Origin of the sequence: Aminobacter sp. SR38 (assembly GCF_014843375.1) — a bacterium.
Classification (GTDB): Bacteria; Pseudomonadota; Alphaproteobacteria; order Rhizobiales; family Rhizobiaceae; genus Aminobacter; species Aminobacter ciceronei.
In genome coordinates this window covers 733229-752144 of sequence record NZ_CP062112.1, presented here as the reverse complement: position 1 = coordinate 752144, position 18916 = coordinate 733229, and the positions used below count along the sequence as shown (strand labels likewise).

The following is an 18916-nucleotide window of genomic DNA, read 5'->3' as shown; positions in this document are numbered from 1 at the left end:
GACGCAAGGCGGTCGCTGGTTCGACCGCAACCGAGCGTTATCACGGATGCCTTGATATGTCCGTAGCCAGCGCCCTTTGCAATTCAGGGCCAGATACTTCGAGGTGCCGGCCTCGCGGGCAAAACGCATCGTCTCGGCGATGCGTTCCGGGGTTGGCGGATGTGTCGACAGGAAGTCGTTGTCGTCCTTGCCGCCATGTTTGTCGTGCCGGGCGCAAGCCGGCCGATCTGCGCGGCGTGCAATTGGCCGTCATCATGCGCTTTTCATCGCTTCGAAGACGTGGTACCAGCCACCGCCAATCCTGAAAGGGAAAAGACGAGTCGACGCTGCATACCAATGGTTCCAGCGTCCCTTCACGCATTCCGAGGTTGGCCATGGCAAAAATCATCGAATCCTCCACCGGCGCTCTGGCGCTGACCTTTGACGACGTGCTGCTGCAGCCCGGCCATTCCGAGGTCATGCCCGGCGAGACCGACATCAGCACCCGCATTGCCGGCGATATCGACCTCAACGTACCGATCATTTCGGCGGCCATGGACACGGTGACCGAGGCGCGCCTTGCCATCGCCATGGCCCAGGCCGGCGGCATCGGCGTCATCCACCGCAATTTCACCCCGGTCGAGCAGGCCGAGCAGGTCCGCCAGGTCAAGAAGTTCGAATCCGGCATGGTGGTCAATCCCGTCACCATCGGCCCGGATGCCACGCTGGCCGACGCGCTCACCTTGATGCGCACGCATGGCATTTCAGGCATTCCGGTCGTCGAGAATGGCGGCACCGGCGGTCACCAGACCGGCCGTCTTGTCGGCATCCTGACCAACCGCGACGTGCGTTTTGCCTCCGACCCGGCGCAGAAGGTCTACGAGCTGATGACCCGCGAGAACCTGATCACCGTCAAGGAGACGGTCGAGCAGGACGAGGCCAAGCGCCTGCTGCACCAGCACCGCATCGAAAAACTGCTCGTCGTCGACAAGCATGGCAATTGCGTCGGCCTCATCACCGTCAAGGATATGGAGAAGTCGCAGCTCAACCCGAACGCTTCCAAGGATGCGCAGGGACGCCTCAGGGCGGCAGCGGCCACCAGCGTCGGCGATGACGGCTTCGAGCGCGCCGAACGGCTGATCGATGCCGGCGTCGACCTGCTCGTCATCGACACAGCGCATGGCCATTCGCAGCGCGTGCTCGACGCAGTTGCCCGCGCCAAGAAGATTTCCAACTCGGTCCGCATCATGGCCGGCAACGTCGCCACCGCCGACGGCGCCCAGGCGCTGATCGATGCAGGTGCCGACGCCGTCAAGGTCGGTATCGGACCAGGCTCGATCTGCACCACGCGCATCGTCGCAGGCGTCGGCGTGCCGCAGCTTTCGGCCATCATGTCGGCCGTCGAGGCTGCCCAGAAGTCCGGCGTCACGGTCATTGCCGACGGCGGCATCAAATATTCGGGCGATCTGGCCAAGGCGCTTGCCGCTGGCGCCGGCGCTGCGATGATCGGCTCGCTGCTTGCCGGCACCGAGGAAAGCCCGGGCGAGGTCTATCTGCACCAGGGCCGCTCGTTCAAGGCCTATCGCGGCATGGGCTCGGTGGGCGCCATGGCGCGCGGCTCGGCCGACCGCTACTTCCAGGCCGAGGTGCGCGACACGCTCAAGCTGGTGCCTGAGGGCATCGAGGGCCAGGTGCCCTACAAGGGCCCGGTCGGCGGTGTGCTGCACCAGCTCGCCGGCGGCCTCAAGGCTGCCATGGGTTATGTCGGCGGTCGCACCCTGGCCGATTTCCGCGAGCGCGCCACCTTCGTGCGCATCTCCAACGCCGGCCTGCGCGAGAGCCACGCGCATGACGTGACCATCACCCGCGAAAGCCCGAACTATCCGGGCGGCATGTGATTTGATGGTGCTGCGGCTGCGGCGCCACGCGGCCGCATTATGTGTCGCCACGGCGGCGGTCTTCGCCGCCATGACGATGCTGGAGTTCCTCTATTTCCGCAGCCTGAGCGGCGGCCTGCCGTCGCTCGACCTGCGTTTTCTCGGTTTCTCCGAGGCCGAGGGTTTTGCCTGGATCGCGGCCATGGGGCGGCCGGGTGCCGAGATCATTCTCGTCTGGCACTATCTGACCTTCGATCTGATCTTCCCGGCACTGCTGTCAGCCACTTTGGTCAGCCTGATGCTGAAATCAGGCGAGCGTCTCAAGCGTTTTTCGAGCTTGTCCGAAACCATGCGCTCGGTCACGGCTTTGACCCTGGTGCTGCCCTATATGATATCAGACTATGCCCAGAACATCGTCGTTGCGCGCATCCTGTCCGACCCGGCATCGGCCGGCTCAAGGTCGATGTCGCTGGTCTCGGCGCTTGTCGTGACCAAGTTCGCACTGCTGGCGGTGCCGGTTGTCGTCATCGCTGCCTTTGCCCTGGCGGCGAAGCGCAACCGATCAAATTCGGCCGACATTGGAAGCCACAGGGCTGGCTGACAGGCTTAGAGCCGTATCGAGCATTTCTGCTTCTTTCTCGGATTCGACCGGCTCGGTGACTCGGTAGCGGGCGAGCAAGCCGTGACGTGCCTTCGCTCCCGGGCGGTTCGTGGCCGTCAATCCTCGCGCATCGTGCGTTCGTGGGCCTGGATGACCGAAAGGGCCGGCTGAAAGCGGTTGGCGGTTGCGGGAAGCATCATGTTTGGCCGATCATGGGACTGTGCTTTTCGTCCCTAGTCTCGTCCGCGCCAGTGAATTCTCCGTTAAACAAGATGAAGTGTTGTGACGGATATTCTTGTGATTATCTGCTTTTATTCAGGGGATGCTTATGAACCAGGCCACGATTTTCTGGCCCATGCTTGCCCAGGTCCTGCTGGTCTACATCGTCTATGCCGTACTTTCGGCCAGGCGCAGGAATGCTGTCCGGTCCGGCGAAGCGCGGATCAATCAGTTCAAGACGCGGTCCACCGAACCTGAATCCAGCGTCACCGCCGCCAACAACATCATCAACCAGTTCGAACTGCCGGTGCTGTTCTACGCCGCCTGCCTGTCGCTCTATGTGACGTCGGGCGTTTCATATGTGGCGCTGGTGCTGGCCTGGCTGTTCGTGGCGTCGCGCTATGCGCATGCCTGGTTCCACCTGACCGCCAACAGGGTCAAGTATCGCAGCAGGGCCTTCATTCTTGGCGCGCTGCTTCTCGCGCTGATCTGGATCTGGTTTGCGCTGCACCTTGCCGGCGCGGTCTGACCGCGCCGAACAGGCCGTTCAGCTGTTGACCTCGAACACCGAAATCCGGCGCTTGTCGAAGCGGATGGCCAGTTCGCCGCGCACCAGCTTCAGTGCTGCCTCGCCGAACACCGAACGGCGCCAGCCCTGCAGGGCAGGGACGTCGGCAGCTTCGCCTTCTGCGGCGATACGGTCGATATCGTCGCCCGAAGCGAGCACCTTGGGGGCAACGCCTTCCTTCTCCGAGACGAGCCGCAGCAGGACCTTGAGCAGCTCGGAGGCGGCACTGGAGCCCTCCGGCGGCTGGAATGTCTTGGGCAGCTTGGGCATCTGGTCGCGCGGAATTTCGAGCGCCGCGTTGACGACGGTGAGCAGCGCCGTCGCCGACGACGAACGTTCCCAGCCCTTGGGCGTGGTGCGCAGTCGGGCAAGTGCGGTTGCATCGCGTGGCGCCTGCTGGGCGACTTCGTAGATCGCGTCGTCCTTGAGCACGCGGCCACGCGGCACGTTGCGCTCGCGCGCCTCGCGCTCACGCCAGGCAGCCACTGCCTGCACGATGGCCAGTTCCTGCGGCTTGCGCAGGCGCATCTTCAGCCGCTTCCAGGCGTCCTCGGGATGCGGGTCGTAGGTCTCGCGTGAGGTCAGGACCTCCATCTCTTCATTGAGCCAGTGGGCGCGATTCTCGCGCTCGAGCTCGGTGACAAGATGCTTGTAGACGTCGATCAGGTGGGTGACGTCGGCCAGCGCATAGTCGAGCTGCTTTTCCGACAGCGGGCGGTGGCGCCAGTCGGTGAAGCGCGATGACTTGTCGATGCGTCCGCCGGTGATCTTCTGCACGATCTGTTCGTAGGAGACGCTGTCGCCGAAGCCACAGACCATGGCGGCGACCTGGGTATCGAACACCGGGTGCGGGATCAGTGCGCCGAGATGGAAGATGATTTCGATGTCCTGGCGGGCGGCATGGAAAACCTTGGTCACCGCCTCATTGGCCATCAGCCGGAAGAATGGCTTGAGGTCGAGGTCGGGCGCCAGGGGATCGACCAGTGCGGAAACGCCGGGCGCTGCCATCTGGATCAGGCAGAGCTCGGGCCAGAAAGTGGTTTCGCGAATGAACTCGGTGTCTACCGTGACGAAGTTGGACTTTTCGAGAGCGGCTATGACGGTTTCGAGTTCGTCCTGGGTCGTTATTACATGCATAATATTGCTTTTATCAGAACGCGTTGTCTTTCCATTTCAGCCGAGCGCCCTTTCGTCAAGCACTTGCACGTCCGATCACGGAGTCTAGCCCTCATCGCTGCCGTTTGCAGCGCTGTTTCGGCCTGCAAGCCGGGCAAAGATCGGGGACGTCCTCAACAGGGCGATGAAGCGTCCGCGGTGGCCGGCCGGCACCGGCGAGCGCGAGCCCATGCGGTAGATGATGACGGCGACGAACACGACATAGACGGCCGCACTGAAGCTGAACAGCGAATGCGGGCCGAACTTTTCCATCACCAGTGAGGCGACGAAGGGTCCCGCGATGGCACCGACGGAATAGAACAGCATCAATGCCGCGTTGATCAGCACGAATTCGCCTTTTTCGGCGCGGTCGTTGGCATGTGCTGCCGACAGCGAATAGAGCGGCATGGCGAACGATCCGAAGATGAAGACGAAGACGAAGTTGGCCAGCGGCGAATTGCCGGCGAGGAAGACCAGCATCAGCGCGGAGGCCATGGCGCCGGCAGTGGTGACGAGCAGCACCTTGCGACGGTCCCACAGGTCGGACATGTAGCCGAGCGGGTACTGGACCAGCGCACCGCCGATGATGCCGACACTGACGAAGGTGACGACGTCGGTCACCGACAAGCCGATCTGCTCGGCATAGATCGGGCTCAGCGTGCGGAAGGCGCTGTTGGTGACGCCGACGAAGATGCAGCCGATGCTGCCGAGTGGCGAAATCTGCCAGGCGCGTTTGAGGTCGAGCTTGACGTCTTCGGGCGGTGTCGGATTGGAGCGGTCGCCCAGCGAGACCGGCACCAACGACAGTGTGATCATGATCGACATGATGGCGAAGATGGTGAAGCCGCCGGCGCCGAAGACCGGGATCATGAACTGCGCGCCAGTCACCGAGCCGATGTCGATGATGCGGTAGATCGCCAGGATTCGGGCACGGTCGTGGTTGGAGACGCCTGAATTGAGCCAGCTCTCCATGACCGTGAACAGTCCGGCGAAGCAGAAGCCGGTGGCAAAGCGGATCACTGACCACATCACCGGGTCGATGACGAGAACCAAAGTCAGCGTTGCCGAGGCGGCGATGGCGGCGAGTGCCGCGAAAGCCCGGACGTGGCCGACGGCCTTCATGATGCGTGAGATGAACAGGCAGCCGAGCAGGAACCCGACGAAATAGCAGGTCCCCATCAGGCCGATGGTCGAGGCAGTAAATCCCTCCTGTGCGCCGCGCAGCGCAATCAAGGTGCTTTGCAGGCCGTTGCCGCCCAACAGGATGCCGGCGGTGATCAGGAGCGGGATGAGGGGGCGTATGGAGGACATCAGGCAACGCAGTACAAAAGCTGAGGTGGCTACAGTTTGCCCGATCGGTCAATGCCGGACAGCCGCTGGTGCGACATATTCCGTCGACTGCGCCAACGTCGCTGCCGCGGCAGCGTCTAGCGTGCGCGCGCGGCCCGGTTCATCCCTGACAAGTGGACCGCTGGCTGGATTGTGAGGGACAGACGAGGCCGCGATGACGACATTGACAGTGAGCACCAGCATCGACGAGGAAACGGCCCGCTTCATCGGCGAGGGGCTGAACGCCTATAATTTCGACACCGCCGGTCCGCACAACGACCAGGATCTCTGGATCGTCGCCCATGGCAAGGATGGCTCGGTCGCCGGCGGCCTCAAAGGGTCGTCCGAATACACCTGGCTGTTTGTCGAATGGCTGTGGATCAGCAGCGCTCATCGCGGCGAGGGCCTTGGCCAGCGGCTGATTGCCCGGGCCGAGGAGGTGGCACGGCAGCGCGGCTGCATCGGCGTTCACCTCGATTCGTATACGTTCCAGGCGCCGGAGTTCTACAAGCGATTGGGATATGAAGAGTTCGGCCGCATCGACGATTACCCGGCCGGACATTCCAGGGTTTGGCTGAAGAAGCGGTTTTGACCCTGCGCCTGAGCGCTCTTAAAACCGCTTTACCTTGACAAAACCGGGCACCCATGCGCTTTTCGCGCCAAATTTTAGGCCCGGGCGCAGCTGTCGCCCCGGCGTGACGTCCAAACAGCCTGAACCGGAAAATTTGCCATGCATCGTTACCGCAGCCACACCTGCGCTCAATTGAGGAAATCCGACGTCGGCGCCGCCGTTCGCCTGTCCGGCTGGGTGCATCGCGTGCGAGATCACGGCGGCCTGCTGTTCATCGACCTGCGCGACCATTACGGCCTGACCCAGATCGTCGCCGATCCCGATTCGCCCGCCTTCAAGGCCGCCGAGACGGTGCGCGGCGAGTGGGTCATCCGCGTCGACGGCGAGGTCAAGGCGCGCATGGCGGAAGCCGTCAACGGCAACCTGCCGACCGGCGAGATCGAAGTCTTTGCCCAGGAAATCGAGGTTCTGTCGGCCTCCAAGGAATTGCCGCTGCCGGTGTTCGGCGAGCCGGACTATCCAGAAGACATTCGCTTGAAGTACCGCTTCCTCGATCTGCGCCGCGAAACGCTGCACAAGAACATCGTCGCCCGTACCAAGATCATCGCCGAAATGCGCAACCGCATGACCGGCGAGGGTTTCACTGAATATTCGACGCCGATCCTGACGGCCTCGTCGCCGGAAGGCGCGCGCGACTTCCTGGTGCCGTCGCGCATCCATCCCGGCAAGTTCTTCGCGCTGCCGCAGGCGCCGCAGCAGTACAAGCAGCTGCTGATGGTCGCCGGCTTCGACCGGTACTTCCAGATCGCGCCCTGCTTCCGCGACGAAGACCCGCGCGCTGACCGCCTGCCGGGCGAATTCTACCAGCTCGACCTCGAAATGAGCTTCGTGACCCAGGAAGACGTCTGGAACACGATGGAGCCGGTGATGCGCGGCGTGTTCGAGAAGTTTGCCGACGGCAAGCCGGTAACTCAACAGTTCCGCCGCATTCCCTATGACACCGCGCTGCGCACCTACGGCACCGATAAGCCCGACCTGCGCAACCCGATCGAGATCCAGGAAGTCACCAGCCATTTCGACGGCTCTGGCTTCAAGGTGTTCGCCGGCATGATCGCCTCGAACCCGAAGGTCGAGGTCTGGGCGATCCCGGCCAGGACAGGCGGCAGCCGCGCCTTCTGCGACCGCATGAACTCGTGGGCGCAGGGCGAGGGCCAGCCGGGTCTCGGCTACATCTTCTGGCGCAAGGAAGGCGACAAGCTCGAAGGCGCCGGCCCGATCGCCAAGAACATCGGCGAGGAGCGCACCGAAGCCATCCGCCAGCAGCTTGGCCTGTCCGACGGCGATGCTGCCTTCTTCGTCGCCGGCGATCCCAAGAAGTTCGTCTCGTTTGCTGGTGCTGCCCGCACCCGCGCCGGCGAGGAGCTGAACCTCGTCGACCGCGACCGCTTCGAGCTGTGCTGGATCATCGACTTCCCGTTCTACGAATGGCTGGAAGAAGAAAAGAAGATCGATTTCGCCCACAACCCGTTCTCGATGCCGCAGGGCGGCCTGGATGCGCTGAACAACCAGGATCCGCTGACCATCAAGGCCTACCAGTACGACATGGTCTGCAACGGCTTCGAAATCGCCTCCGGTTCGATCCGCAACCAGCTCCCCGAGCTGATGGTCAAGGCGTTCGAGCTGACCGGCAAGACGCGCGAGGAGGTCGAGGAGCAGTTCGGCGGCCTCTACCGCGCCTTCCAGTACGGTGCCCCGCCGCATGGCGGCATGGCTGCCGGCGTCGACCGCGTCATCATGCTGCTCGTCGGCGCCAAGAACCTGCGTGAAGTGACTTTGTTCCCGATGAACCAGCAGGCGCAGGATCTGTTGATGAACGCGCCGTCGGAAGCCACCCCGCAGCAGCTGCGCGAGCTGTCGCTGCGTGTCGCGGTGGCCAAGAAAGAGGCTTAGGCGATCCGCGCAAGCGACTCTTTTGACTCGACAAACAAGCCCGGCATCGCTGCCGGGCTTTTACGTTTCGAGTTGTGGCGACCGGGTCAGTGCTGATTTGCTGCCGCAACCAAGAACGAAACTCAGGCGATCTGCGCAAGCGACGCTTCGGCTCAACAAAAAAGCCCGGCATCGCTGCCGGGCTTTTGCGTTTCTGATGTCGCGGCCAGGATCAGTCCTGGTTTGCGGTCACCGTCAGGCCGAGCGTCTTGGGCAGGTCCTTGGGGTTCGACATGCCGCTTGCGGCGAGCAGGGCGAACGGGACCGGCGAGGCCGGCTTGGCGGCGATCTCGATCGACTTGGGCGCGTCGAGATAGGCGGTGACGGCCGCCGTCACCTGGGTCGACAGCTCCGGATTGTTCAGTTCCATCATCAGGAACGGCACGATCGCCTTGGCCTGGTTGGCAATGTCCTTGGCCGTCATGTTCTGCTGCTTGGCGACGTATTCGAGAACCTTGTTGGTCACCGAATCGTCGTCGAAGCGCACGGTTGCGCCATTGAAGGTCAGCTGCTGCATCAGGCCGAGCATGGCCATGCCCTGGGCCGAGTTGTCGGCGCCTTCCGGCTGGGCGGCCATCTTCTTCTGCAGTTCCTGCACCGACTTCAGGAATTCCACGGTGTAGCCGCCGAGGTCGAAGGTCATGCCGAGCGTGCCGGCATTGTCGACGGTGATGTCGTAGCTCGACAGTGCCATGCGGCCGTCTGTCGGCTGCCAGGTGCCTTCCATCTGGAAGTCGCCCGAGATGTTCTGGTAGCCGAGCGCCTCGATCGCAGCCTTCGACTGCGGGTCTTCCACCAGGGTCAGGTCGGCGGTGAACTTTTCGGCCGAACCGGTGAACTCCATGGCGTTGCCGTCGGCCGGAGGCGTCACCTCGGCTGCGAAATTGGTCATCTGGAAGGCCTGCTTGTCGCCGACCTTGACGCTGACAGTGTCGAGATTGGCGGTCTCATACATCAGGAACGAGGCCAGGATGTCGGTCGAGTCGGTGGCCGGCAGCGTGACGTTGCCGAGCGTCAGCGGGCTGACCTCGACCTTGGTCGGGCCTTCGTTGAGGCTGTAGGGCTCGGTGGTGATCGTTTCGATCTTGAAGCCGCGATTCTCCTCGGTGATGCCGCTGAGCGTGAGCTTGCCGATCGACAGCGGCTTGCCTTCGCCGTCCATGGCGATGGTCGCACCTTCGATGACCGCTTCGGACGCGTCGCCGGTGACGCTGCTCCAGCCAAGCGTCAGGCTCTGGCCGGCCAGCACCGACTTGAGCCGCTCGGCGACAGCGGTGGCATCCTGGGCCATCGCTGCATTGAGCGGAAGCGAGAACAGGAAGGTCGTGAGTGCGAGCTTGCGGAATGCAGAGCGGTGTTGCGTCATCATAGATCCCTGAGACTTTGAAATGATTCAGCCTTACGTCAGCCACGAACTGGACCGGAAGAAGGCGACGTGACGACAATGGCCGCAATTCGATCCAAAAGGCAATCACCGCAGTGCAACACGCGCAAAAATGGTGAATGACCCCCTGATCGCGTGATTGCTACTTTAGCGAGCGGGCAGATTTGTCGCACTCCGACGCCGACGGCTCTTGCATTTGGCGATAAGGCTTGTCGCGAATCGCCCGTTCCGCTAGTCCCAAGCCATGGGAAAAGGGCTTGTGCCGCCCGGAAACGGTGGCGGCGACAATATTGAACCGGTCGATCTGAAGAAGGCGCTCGAAGAGCGCTATCTTGCCTATGCGCTGTCGACCATCATGCACCGGGCACTGCCTGACGTTCGCGACGGACTGAAACCGGTCCATCGCCGCATCATGCACGCCATGCGGCTGCTCAGGCTCAATCCCGACCAGGGATTCGCCAAATGTGCCCGCATCGTCGGCGAGGTCATGGGCAAGTTCCACCCGCATGGCGACCAGTCGATCTATGACGCGCTGGTGCGCCTGGCACAGGATTTTTCGGTCCGCTACCCGCTCATCGACGGCCAGGGCAATTTCGGCAATATCGACGGCGATAGTGCTGCCGCGATGCGCTATACCGAAGCGCGCATGACCGATGTGTCGGTGTCGCTGCTCGAAGGCATCACCGAGGACGCCGTCGACTATCGCCTTACCTATAACGAAGAAGACGAAGAACCCGTCGTCCTGCCGGGCGCGTTTCCGAACCTTCTCGCCAACGGCTCGTCCGGCATCGCCGTCGGCATGGCGACGTCGATCCCGCCGCACAACGCAGCCGAGCTGTGCAGTGCCGCCCTTCACCTGATCGACAATCCCGATGCCTCGGTCACCGACCTGATGACCTCGCCGGGCGAGTGGGAGCGTATCAAGGACGATGCGGAGCTGCGTTTCGCCTGCAAGGTGCGTGGGCCCGATTTCCCCACCGGCGGCAGCATCGACGACGACTGGGCGGTGATCGTCAATGCCTATGAGACCGGACGCGGCGGCTTCCGCGTGCGCGCGATGTGGAAGCAGGAAGACCAGGGCAGGGGCACCTGGAACCTTGTCGTCACCGAGATCCCCTACGGCGTCCAGAAGGCGCGTCTGATCGAGAAGATCGCCGAGCTTTTGATCGCCCGCAAATTGCCACTGCTCGAAGACATCCGCGACGAGTCGGCCGAAGACATCCGTGTCGTCCTGGTGCCCAAGAGCCGCACCGTCGATCCGGGCCTGCTGATGGAATCGCTCTACAAGCTCACCGAGCTCGAAAGCCGCTTCCCGCTCAACATGAACGTGCTGTCGCGCGGCAAGGTGCCGAACGTGCTGTCGCTGAAGAGCGTCTTGCGCGAATGGCTCGACCACAGGCGCGAGGTGCTCGTCCGCCGCTCGAAGTTCCGCCTCGGCGAGATCGAAAAGCGCCTCGAGATTCTCGGCGGCTATCTGATCGCCTACCTCAACATCGACGAGGTGATCCGCATCATCCGCGAGGAGGATGAGCCGAAGCGCACGATGATGGCGCGCTGGGACCTGACCGACAATCAGGCCGAAGCCATCCTCAACATGCGCCTCAGGGCGCTGCGCAAGCTCGAGGAATTCGAGATCCGCAAGGAGCATGACGCGCTCAGCACTGAGAAGAAGCAGATCGAGGCGCTCTTGGCGTCCGATGCCAAGCAGTGGGCGACGATCAAGTGGGAAGTGAGCGAGGTCCGCAAGCATTACGGTCCCGAGACCGAGCTGGGCAAGCGCCGTACCGTTTTTGCCGAAGCGCCGGACCATGACCTGACCGACATCCACCACGCCATGATCGAGAAGGAGCCGGTAACGGTCGTCGTCTCGGAAAAGGGCTGGCTGCGCGCGATGAAGGGGCATCTGGCCGACTATTCCCAGCTCACCTTCAAGGAGGGCGACAGCCTCAAGCTGGCGTTCCCGGCCCAGACCACCGACAAGATCCTGGTCTTCACCACGGGCGGCAAGTTCTACACCATCGGCGCCGACCGTCTGCCGGGCGGGCGCGGCCATGGCGAGCCGATCCGCATCATTGTCGACATGGACAACGACCAGGACATCGTCACCGCCTTCGTCCACGAGCCCAAGCGCAAGCTCCTGCTGGTCAGCCATGAAGGCAACGGCTTCACCGTGCCCGAGGAAGAGGTCATCGCCAACACCCGCAAGGGCAAGCAGGTGATGAACGTCAAGGCGCCCGACGAAGCCAAGCGCTGCATCCCGCTGACTGGCGATCATCTCGCCATCGTCGGCGAGAACCGCAAGATGCTGGTGTTCCCGCTCGAGCAGATCCCCGAGATGACGCGTGGCAAGGGCGTCAGGCTCCAGAAATACAAGGACGGCGGCGTGCTCGACGTGAAGACCTTCACGATGGAGGCCGGCCTGAGCTGGCTGGATTCGGCGGAGCGCACCTTCACCCGGTCGCGCGAGGAACTGCTCGAGTGGATTGGCACCCGCGCCACCGCCGGACGCATGGTCCCCAAGGGCTTTCCGCGCACCGGCCGCTTCGGCTAGCGCAAGTCCTGGGGAAACCGTGCCGCGGGTTTCCCGGGAATTGCGCAAGGACAAGAAATCCGGAATGAGGGCCGGAATGAGGGAATGAACGCGTGCGGTGCGGCAAAGTTTTCGTGCGCGGCACCGCAATAGCCTCTATGATCTCCCCACCGGCGCCGAACCGCGCGCCGGGCATCAATCGGGTCCACTTCAGGGCCGAGGAGATCCAGGCTCTTGAACGTGACCAATCCCCGTAAGCCGGAGCGAGAGCAGAGGCTGTTCGGCCCGGCCCAGCCGATGCGTGCCGCTCTGGTGCCGCCGCTTTCGGCGGCGCGCTGGCTGCTCGTGCTGATCGTCGCGGCGGGTATCTATTTCTTCCATGGCTTCCTGGTGCCGGTGCTGGCAGCGCTCGTCATTGCCTTCGCCAGCTGGCCGCTCTACCGCAGGCTGCTCGTCGCCGTCGACGGCAACAGGACCATTGGCGCCACGCTTGCGCTGCTGTTCATCATCGCCTTCCTCGTCGTGCCGATCTCATTTGCTGCGACCTACGCCGTCAACGAAATCCGCGACTGGGTTGGCTGGGCTGTCGAAACCAATCGTCACGGCGCGACGACGCCGCAATGGATCAACAACCTGCCGGTTGTCGGCGAGTGGCTGAACGAGCAATGGACGCGTTATGTCGGCCATCCCGGCGCCATCGGCGAACTGGCCCAACTGCTCAGCGGCGCCAACATCGGCAGCATCTATCGCGGCGTGCTTGCTGCCGGCGGCAGCGCCTTCGGCATCCTCTTGACGCTGCTGTTCATGCTGATCGCTTTGTTCTTCACCTATCGCGACGGTGAAACCTTCGTCGGCCAACTCGACCGGCTCGGCGAGCGCATCCTGCCGATGCGCTGGGAGCGCATTTCGCGCGTCGTGCCCAAGACCATCAGCGCCACCGTCACCGGCATGACGCTGATCGCCATCGGCGAGGGTGTGGTGCTGGGCCTTGCCTATTGGGTGGCCGGCGTGCCGTCGCCGGTGACGCTCGGCGTGCTCACCGGCTTCATGGCGCTGATCCCCGGCGGCGCGCCTTTGTCGTTCACCCTCGTCTCGGTCTATCTGGTTGCCAGCGGCTCGCCGATTGCCGGTGTCGCGCTGTTTGCCTGGGGCTCGATCGAGCTGTTCATCGTCGACAAGACGCTGCGCCCCAAGCTTGTCGGCGGGCCGATCAAGCTGCCGTTCCTGCCCACTTTTTTCGGCCTCATCGGCGGCGTCAAGACGATGGGCTTTCTCGGGCTGTTCATCGGCCCGGTGCTGATGGCGCTGCTTGTCGCGATCTGGCGCGAATGGCTGCGCGAGGTCGAGCTGACCGACGAAGCGGCGATGCTGGCCGCAGCCAACGCCTTGCCTGAGAGCGACACGCCGCGCAGCATCGAGGCGATCCGCAACGACGTGCCGACCAATCAGGCCGGCTAGGGGCGGGCAGTTCCTGCGGTCCCGGCATTGAAAGGGCCGGCTGGCTACGCCAGCTGTCGTGCCAGGCTCGCCCGGCGCCTGCGCCCCTCGGACAATTGCCAGGCCGAGTGGGCGATCAGCGTGATGATCAGGATCGCCCCGCCGATCAGGCTGTTGCGGGTCGGCACCTCGGCGAAGATCATCCACACCCAGATCGGCGCCATGACCGTCTCGAGCAGGTAGAACATCGCAACCTCCGGCCCGGAAATGTATTTCGGGCCGTTGGCGAGGCAGAAGAACGAGATCGGCATGATCACCGCGCCGTTGAAGATGATCCACCACGGTGCATCGACCCTGAAGCCGGTCTTGGACACCATATAGGCCGCCACCAGCCCCGGCAGCAGCACGCCGACAAGCGCGGTAAAACCCATGTCCTTGCCGCTGGAGCGGGAGATGGTGATGGCCGAGGCGATGCAGAAGGCCGAACACACCGCCATCAGGTCGCCGAACAGGTGGCCGGTGCCGATCGAGCTGCCGACGATGATCGACACCCCGCCGACCATCGCCAGCATGGCCAGCAGCGTTGCCGGCCGCGGCCTTTCCCGCAGAAACATCCACGACAGCACGGCGGCAAATACCGTGTTGAAGGCGAGGATGAACACCAGATTGGCGGTCGAGGTGTTGTAGACGGCGGTGATGAAGGTGATCGAGCCGATGCCGTAGAGGCCGGCGACGAGGAGGCCGGCGCGGCCTGGGATGAGCTGCGGCGCCTTCGGGCTCAGCGCGCGCCAGACCAGCCAGATGATGATGGCGGCGATGAAGGTCGTGCCGCTGCGCATCAGCAGGATCGACCAGTTGTTGCCGTCGGCGAGCTTGATCAGCGGGATGTCGACGGTCAGCGCCAGTCCGCCGATGCCGGTCAGCAGCAGTCCCTTGGAGTGGTTCGATTGGGTGTCCGCCACTGATTTCCCCTGCCAGATGGTCGACGGCAGCGTGGAAACGGGCCGGACGTGCTCAGATGTCGCCTTCGAAGCGCTCCCAGCCCTTCATGCCGAGATGCTCCTGAGGTGTGAAGCGCACCTTATAGTTCATCTTGCGCGAACCGTTGACCCAGTAGCCCAGATAGACGTGGGGCAGGCCCATGGCGCGCGCGCGGGCAATATGATCGAGGATCATGAAGGTGCCAAGCGAGCGTTCGTCCATTTCCGGATTGTAGTAGGAATAGACCATCGACAGGCCGTCCGACATCTGGTCGGTCAATGCCACTGCCATCAGCTCGCCCTGGCCCTGGCCGGTGATGAAGGTGTCGGGGCCGCGGCGGCGATATTCGATCACCTTGGTGGTGACATGGGTGTCCTCGACCATCATGGCATAGTCGAGCACCGTCATGTCGGACATGCCGCCCCTGCGGTGGCGGGCATCGAGATAGGAACGGAACAGCGAATATTGCTCGGTCGAGGGCTCGGCGTCGTGCATCGCACCGACGAGGTCGGAGTTGCGCTCGATCACCCGGCGCATGTTGCGCGTGGCCTTGAATTCCTGGGCCAGGATGCGGACCGAGACGCAAGCGCGGCAGGTCTCGCAGGCCGGGCGATAGGCGATGTTCTGCGAACGGCGGAAGCCGCCTTGCGTCAGCAGGTCGTTCATCTCGGGGGCCTTGTCACCGACGAGATGGGTAAAGACCTTCCGCTCGAATTGACCCTCGAGATAGGGGCAGGGGGACGGCGCCGTCAGGAAGAACTGAGGGGAATGGGTCGGATGCTGCGTCATCGAGCGTCAGGAAGACTCCCAATCAATGTTCCCTAGCTTGGCGCTGCCGGCGAAAAATTCAACATGAATGTGAAGGCAGGCCCAATCTTTGCCTTCACATTTTGGCGCAAGTGCCGGTTTTGACTCGCCGAATGGCCATTTTAGCTGTCGCTGCGGCTGACCACCGTGCCGAGCAGCAGGTCATGCAGCGTGCGCTTGCGGTCGGAAAACAGCGACACCAGGAGCACCAGCGGCGTCAGAACGACATTGCCGGCCCAGAACAGCACCGAATGAACCACCGCCAGAAGGCCGTCGATCGGCCTGCCGTCGAGGCGGTCGAGCCGGATGCCCATCATGCGCATGCCTGTGGTGGCCTGGTTCGGGCCGCCGAGCGTCATCCAGATGTAGATGAGGGCCACAGCCGGAAACAGGATGCCGAACAGCGCCCAGCCGAGGCCGAGCGTCAGCACGCCAAGAAAGAAGATGACAATAGCAAAGGGGATCATCAGGAGACCGACGATCAGATAGTCGACCAGGAACGCCAGGATGCGGCGGGTGCGCACGCCGTCATAGGCGCGGCTGTCGTCGAGCCTGCTGTTGATGATTTCACCGTCCAGAACGCGTGCGGTCATGACTTCCTCTATCGGCGGACGAGATTGCCCGCGCCGGAAAACAAATGGGAATTGCCGCGCCGGATTCAAGAATCCCGGCGCGCGAGGGCAGAAATCCTGTCGGGGAAGCTCTCGCCTCAGCCCTTCAGCATCTCGGCCACTTCGGGCGCGAAATAGGTCAGGATGCCGTCGCAGCCGGCGCGCTTGAAGGCGAGCAGGCTTTCGAGCATCGCCTTTTCGCCGTCGATCCAGCCATTGGCGCTGGCTGCCTTGATCATCGAATATTCGCCCGACACCTGATAGGCGAAGGTCGGCACGCGGAACTCGTCCTTCAGCCGGCGGATGATGTCGAGATAAGGCAGACCGGGCTTGACCATCAGCATGTCGGCGCCCTCGGCGAGGTCCTGCTCGGCCTCGCGCACCGCTTCGTCCGAATTGGCGTGGTCGATGTAATAGGTCTTCTTGTCGCCCTTGAGCAGGCCCTGCGTGCCGATCGCCTCGCGATAGGGGCCATAGAAGGCCGACGCGAACTTGGTCGCATAGGACATGATCGCGACATCATGGAAACCGTTGTCGTCGAGCGCGTCGCGGATGGCGCCGATGCGGCCGTCCATCATGTCGGAAGGGGCGATGATGTCGGAGCCGGCCGCGGCCTGAAGCACGGCGGCGGCTGCCACCTGGGCGACAGTTTCGTCATTGACGATGATGCCGTCGCGCAGGATGCCGTCATGGCCGTGGCTGGTGAACGGGTCGAGCGCGACGTCGGTGATGATGCCGATCTCCGGCACCGCTGCCTTGATGGCGCGGGTGGCGCGGTTGATGATGTTGTCGCGCTCCAATATGTGCGCGCCGGTCTGGTCGCGCAGCCCCATCTCGACATTGGGGAAGGTGGCAAGTGCCGGAATGCCGAGCTTTGCCGCGCGCTCCGCTTCCTTGACGGCGAGATCGACCGACATGCGATAGACACCGGGCATGGCCGGGATCGTTTCCTTGCGATTCTCACCGTCGATGATGAAGATCGGCCAGATCAGGTCGTCGACCGTCAGGCGGTTTTCCTGGACGAGCCGGCGCGACCAGTCGGCCTTGCGCATGCGGCGCAGGCGGCGGCTGCCGGTGATCTCGTCGACGCTGCGGGCGCCCGCTGGCTTGGCTGGGGTAAACTTGTTCATCGGCATTCTCCGGCAATTGTGCAGTTTTTAGCATGCCGGTTTGCCCAAGACCAAGATGCAGGATGTGACCTGCGGCATTGACGCACCCATGCGCTGCCCATTAGCTCTGCACACTCAGCCTGATGTGAGGGATTCCAGTGGACATGGACTTTGGCGGCGACGACGAAATCCGCTTCGAGCGCTCCGGAGCCGCCGGCATCGTCACCCTGACGCGGCCGCAGGCGCTGAACGCGCTGACCCACAAGATGGTCCTGGCGCTGTCGCGCGCGCTCACCGCCTGGCAAGTCGACCCCAGCGTGGCCATCGTCGTGGTCAAGGCCGAGGGCAGGGCATTTTGCGCCGGGGGGGACATTCTGCACGTCTATCACGCCGGTCTCGCCGGCAATCCGCCGGTCGACTTCTTCGCCGACGAATATCGGCTCAACACCCAGATCCAGAGCTATCCCAAGCCTTACATTTCCTTCATCGACGGCATCGTCATGGGCGGCGGGGTCGGCATCTCCTGTCACGGCTCGCACCGGGTGATGACCGAAAATGCGCAGTTCGCCATGCCCGAAGTCGGCATCGGCTTCTTCCCCGACGTCGGCGGCAGCCATCTTCTGCCCGACCTCGGCGGCCATTTCGGCATGTATCTGGCGCTTACCGGCAACAGGATCGGCTACGGCGACGCGCTGTGGTCGGGGCTGGCGACGCACACGATCTCGGCCGACGGCCAGATCGGGCTCTTGGAGCGGCTGTGCGAGACCGGCGACACGGAGGCGGTGCTGCGCAACTTCTTCCGGCCGGCCAAGCGCGAGACCGAGCGCGAGACGCTGGAAGCGATTGCCCGGCACTTCTCCGCGCCCACGCTGTCCGACGTCATCGCCAGCCTGGAGACGGATTCGAGCGAGTTCGCCAAAAAGACGCTCGCCACCATCCTGCAGCGTTCGCCCACCAGCCTGTCGGTTGCCTTCCGGCAGGTCAGGGCCGGCCTGACCATGTCGATGAAGGACTGCATGCGGATGGAGTTCCGCATCCTCAACCGCATGCTCGCCGGCCGCGACTTCTATGAAGGCATCCGCGCGGTGCTCATCGACAAGGGCTCGACGCCGCAATGGCATCCGGCCCGGCTCGAGGATGTCGACCCGCTCGACATCGACCGTTATTTCGAAACGCTCGGCGACCGGGAACTTGCCCTGTGACCGACAGTGCAAGCCGCCTGCGCGAGATGCATCCGTCGGCGATAGAAAGCGCCTTCGCCCTGTTCCTGCGTGTGGTGGCCGGCTACTGCCTGCTGTTCGGCATCCTCTACTGGGTGCGCCTGATCGGTCTCTATGACGGCCCGCTCTGGCGTTTCGACCTGATGCCGATCCACTGGCAGGTCGCGGCGGTGACGCTGTCGGTGTTTTTCCCCTTTGCCGCCATCGGCCTGTGGATGCTGTCATCCTGGGGGCCGGTCATCTGGTTCATCTGCGCTGCGACCGAAGTCGTGATGTATGCCGGTTTCCCCGAACTGTTCGGCAACAGGCCGCTGATCGTCGTCTCCCACGTCGCGGTGGCATTGATCTACGCGGCCTTCCGCATTGTCCTGCACCTGAAAAGGCGCCGCGCCGCGCATTAGGGCGTTTCCGCTTTCCTTCGGACCGCGGACGATCTCCGTCTTTTTTTGTTTCGCGCAACTCCGGGCGGAATGCCGCCTCACGGCTTTCCTGGAATTGCTCTGGCCAACGCTTTCAGTGCGTTGGCCGACACTCCGTAAAATACAAGGT

16 protein-coding genes are annotated in these 18916 nt (G+C 63.3%); 9 read left to right on the top strand and 7 right to left on the bottom strand.

Annotated elements, in window-relative coordinates; translation table 11 throughout:
* Nucleotides 1–374 precede the first annotated feature (374 nt).
* From guaB to IG197_RS03775, 3 genes are all read left to right on the top strand, one after another.
* Nucleotides 375–1877, top strand: coding sequence for an IMP dehydrogenase (gene guaB / locus IG197_RS03785; protein WP_067963042.1), 1503 nt, complete (start codon nucleotides 375–377; stop codon nucleotides 1875–1877).
* A 4-nt stretch (nucleotides 1878–1881) separates the two neighbouring features.
* Nucleotides 1882–2457: a hypothetical protein gene (locus IG197_RS03780; RefSeq protein WP_192317036.1), complete on the top strand. Its 576-nt coding sequence runs from the start codon at nucleotides 1882–1884 to the stop codon at nucleotides 2455–2457.
* 328 nt (nucleotides 2458–2785) lie between these two features.
* Nucleotides 2786–3205: an MAPEG family protein gene (locus tag IG197_RS03775; protein ID WP_192317034.1), complete on the top strand. Its 420-nt coding sequence runs from the start codon at nucleotides 2786–2788 to the stop codon at nucleotides 3203–3205.
* An 18-nt stretch (nucleotides 3206–3223) separates the two neighbouring features.
* On the opposite strand, the gene rnd is transcribed toward IG197_RS03775, so the two are convergent.
* The gene (rnd, locus tag IG197_RS03770; RefSeq protein WP_192317032.1) at nucleotides 3224–4381 is read right to left on the bottom strand and encodes a ribonuclease D; all 1158 of its coding nucleotides are present in this window, start codon (nucleotides 4379–4381) and stop codon (nucleotides 3224–3226) included.
* Between the two features lie 84 nt (nucleotides 4382–4465).
* Nucleotides 4466–5710, bottom strand: a complete 1245-nt coding sequence (locus tag IG197_RS03765; RefSeq protein WP_067963033.1) for an MFS transporter — start codon at nucleotides 5708–5710, stop codon at nucleotides 4466–4468.
* A gap of 193 nt (nucleotides 5711–5903) precedes the next feature.
* Here IG197_RS03765 and IG197_RS03760 point away from each other — a divergent pair, with 193 nt between their 5' ends.
* Both IG197_RS03760 and aspS read left to right on the top strand, forming a co-directional pair.
* On the top strand, nucleotides 5904–6320 hold the full coding sequence (locus IG197_RS03760; RefSeq protein WP_192317030.1) for an N-acetyltransferase: 417 nt from the start codon (nucleotides 5904–5906) through the stop codon (nucleotides 6318–6320).
* A 138-nt stretch (nucleotides 6321–6458) separates the two neighbouring features.
* Nucleotides 6459–8249, top strand: a complete 1791-nt coding sequence (aspS, locus tag IG197_RS03755; protein ID WP_067963025.1) for an aspartate--tRNA ligase — start codon at nucleotides 6459–6461, stop codon at nucleotides 8247–8249.
* Nucleotides 8250–8460: 211 nt separating this feature from the next.
* Here aspS and IG197_RS03750 read toward each other — a convergent pair whose 3' ends face one another.
* Nucleotides 8461–9654: a hypothetical protein gene (locus IG197_RS03750; protein ID WP_067966715.1), complete on the bottom strand. Its 1194-nt coding sequence runs from the start codon at nucleotides 9652–9654 to the stop codon at nucleotides 8461–8463.
* A gap of 262 nt (nucleotides 9655–9916) precedes the next feature.
* On the opposite strand from IG197_RS03750, the gene parC reads away from it, so the two are divergent.
* Together parC and IG197_RS03740 are read left to right on the top strand one after the other, a co-directional pair.
* Nucleotides 9917–12223, top strand: a complete 2307-nt coding sequence (gene parC / locus IG197_RS03745) for a DNA topoisomerase IV subunit A (protein ID WP_192317028.1) — start codon at nucleotides 9917–9919, stop codon at nucleotides 12221–12223.
* A 276-nt stretch (nucleotides 12224–12499) separates the two neighbouring features.
* Nucleotides 12500–13660, top strand: a complete 1161-nt coding sequence (locus IG197_RS03740; protein WP_154385618.1) for an AI-2E family transporter — start codon at nucleotides 12500–12502, stop codon at nucleotides 13658–13660.
* Nucleotides 13661–13704: 44 nt separating this feature from the next.
* Here IG197_RS03740 and IG197_RS03735 read toward each other — a convergent pair whose 3' ends face one another.
* The 4 genes from IG197_RS03735 to hemB all read right to left on the bottom strand — a co-directional run bounded on the left by IG197_RS03735 (nucleotide 13705) and on the right by hemB (nucleotide 17168).
* The gene (locus tag IG197_RS03735; RefSeq protein WP_083948608.1) at nucleotides 13705–14601 is read right to left on the bottom strand and encodes a DMT family transporter; all 897 of its coding nucleotides are present in this window, start codon (nucleotides 14599–14601) and stop codon (nucleotides 13705–13707) included.
* Nucleotides 14602–14653: 52 nt separating this feature from the next.
* A complete protein-coding gene (locus IG197_RS03730) occupies nucleotides 14654–15409 on the bottom strand; it encodes an arginyltransferase (RefSeq protein ID WP_067963014.1) in 756 nt (251 codons plus the stop codon).
* 140 nt (nucleotides 15410–15549) lie between these two features.
* Nucleotides 15550–16020 (bottom strand): RDD family protein, encoded by a 471-nt coding sequence (locus tag IG197_RS03725; protein ID WP_154385584.1) that lies wholly within the window; start codon nucleotides 16018–16020, stop codon nucleotides 15550–15552.
* Between the two features lie 116 nt (nucleotides 16021–16136).
* Nucleotides 16137–17168: a porphobilinogen synthase gene (hemB, locus tag IG197_RS03720; RefSeq protein ID WP_192317026.1), complete on the bottom strand. Its 1032-nt coding sequence runs from the start codon at nucleotides 17166–17168 to the stop codon at nucleotides 16137–16139.
* A gap of 143 nt (nucleotides 17169–17311) precedes the next feature.
* Here hemB and IG197_RS03715 point away from each other — a divergent pair, with 143 nt between their 5' ends.
* Together IG197_RS03715 and IG197_RS03710 are read left to right on the top strand one after the other, a co-directional pair.
* Complete coding sequence (locus IG197_RS03715; RefSeq protein ID WP_192319553.1) at nucleotides 17312–18349, top strand: enoyl-CoA hydratase/isomerase family protein; 1038 nt, start codon at nucleotides 17312–17314, stop codon at nucleotides 18347–18349.
* A gap of 26 nt (nucleotides 18350–18375) precedes the next feature.
* The gene (locus IG197_RS03710; protein ID WP_210301627.1) at nucleotides 18376–18768 is read left to right on the top strand and encodes a DUF6163 family protein; all 393 of its coding nucleotides are present in this window, start codon (nucleotides 18376–18378) and stop codon (nucleotides 18766–18768) included.
* Nucleotides 18769–18916 lie beyond the last annotated feature (148 nt).